This window comes from Streptomyces sp. NRRL B-24085, assembly GCF_001282115.1.
GTDB lineage: Bacteria > Actinomycetota > Actinomycetes > Streptomycetales > Streptomycetaceae > Streptomyces.
The window spans coordinates 1-1452 of sequence record NZ_LJBR01000584.1 but is presented as its reverse complement, the minus strand read 5'-3'; the positions used below and the strand labels follow the sequence as shown (position 1 = coordinate 1452).

Here is a 1452-nt window from a genome sequence, read left to right as displayed (position 1 = left end):
CTCCTCGGAACTCCCCGCCTCGGCCCACGGCCCGGCCGCGCCGAGTTTGCTTCCCGCTTTGCGTGAGGCGGCGTCAGGAGCCAGTGCCAGCACCTGATCCGCCGTCCAGCGCACCCCCTGCTGAGTCATGTCCTCGAAGGTAGATCCCCCCACTGACAATCGGCCCCCAGCCGACCGCCGCTCCGGGCCCGCGACCACGTTTTCGCAGGTCGGATCGCATTGTCAGTGGCGTGGTGCACGGTTGGTGACAGATCCGAACCGGCCGAGCTGGAGGGGGCCTCAGCCATGACTGTGTCCGTGGAACCGACGACCGTGGAAGCGCAGCGGGGAGAACCGGCCGAGGCGTTGCGCCCGCATGCCGAGGAGGCGTTCGCCGGTGAGCTCGCCGCGCTGGCCGCGCACGACGACCGTCCGCGCCCGGCTCGCTGGAAGCTGTCGCCGTGGGCGGTGGCGACCTACCTCCTCGGCGGCACCCTGCCGGACGGCACGGTGATCACCCCGAAGTACGTGGGCCCGCGGCGCCTCGTCGAGGTCGCCGTCACCACCCTCGCCACCGACCGCGCCCTCCTCCTGCTGGGCGTGCCCGGCACCGCCAAGACGTGGGTGTCCGAGCACCTCGCCGCAGCCGTCAGCGGTGACTCCACGCTGCTCGTGCAGGGCACGGCGGGCACGCCGGAGGAGGCGATCCGGTACGGCTGGAACTACGCGCAACTGCTCGCCAACGGTCCCAGCCGTGACGCCCTCGTGCCCAGCCCGGTGATGCGGGCCATGGCGGAGGGGATGACGGCGCGGGTGGAGGAGCTGACCCGTATCCCGGCCGACGTGCAGGACACGCTGATCACGATCCTGTCCGAGAAGACGCTGCCGATACCGGAGCTCGGTTCGGAGGTGCAGGCGGTCCGCGGCTTCAACCTCATCGCCACGGCCAACGACCGCGACCGAGGGGTCAACGACCTCTCCAGTGCGCTTCGCCGCCGTTTCAACACGGTCGTGCTGCCGCTGCCGGAGAGCGTCCAGGCCGAGGTCGACATCGTCTCGCGCCGGGTGGACCAGATCGGCCGCTCCCTCGACCTGCCGGCCGCGCCCGACGGCATCGCCGAGATCCGCCGCGTGGTGACGGTCTTCCGTGAGCTGCGCGACGGGGTGACGTCCGACGGCCGTACGAAGCTCAAGTCGCCCAGCGGCACGCTGTCGACGGCAGAGGCGATCTCCGTCGTCACCAACGGACTCGCCCTCGCCGCCCACTTCGGCGACGGCGTCCTGCGGGCCGGGGACGTCGCCGCGGGCATCCTCGGCGCCGTCGTCCGCGATCCGGCGGCCGACCGGGTCATCTGGCAGGAGTACCTGGAGGCGGTCGTCCGGGAGCGGGACGGCTGGAAGGACTTCTACCGGGCCTGCCGCGAGGTGAGTGCGTGAGCACCGGCCCGGGGGCCGGTGCTCACGCACTCACCT

The 1452-nt window shown here is 71.9% G+C and carries 1 protein-coding gene; it reads left to right on the top strand.

Annotated features, from left to right (window positions below; all coding sequences use genetic code 11):
* Positions 1-285: 285 nt before the first annotated feature.
* A complete protein-coding gene (locus AOJ26_RS39815) occupies positions 286-1416 on the top strand; it encodes an ATP-binding protein (RefSeq protein ID WP_053853216.1) in 1131 nt (376 codons plus the stop codon).
* Positions 1417-1452 lie beyond the last annotated feature (36 nt).

Excerpts from the sequence above, each read along its gene's own strand:
- AOJ26_RS39815 (WP_053853216.1), top strand. The coding sequence starts at position 286 with ATGACTGTGTCCGTGGAACCGACGACCGTGGAAGCGCAGCGGGGAGAA.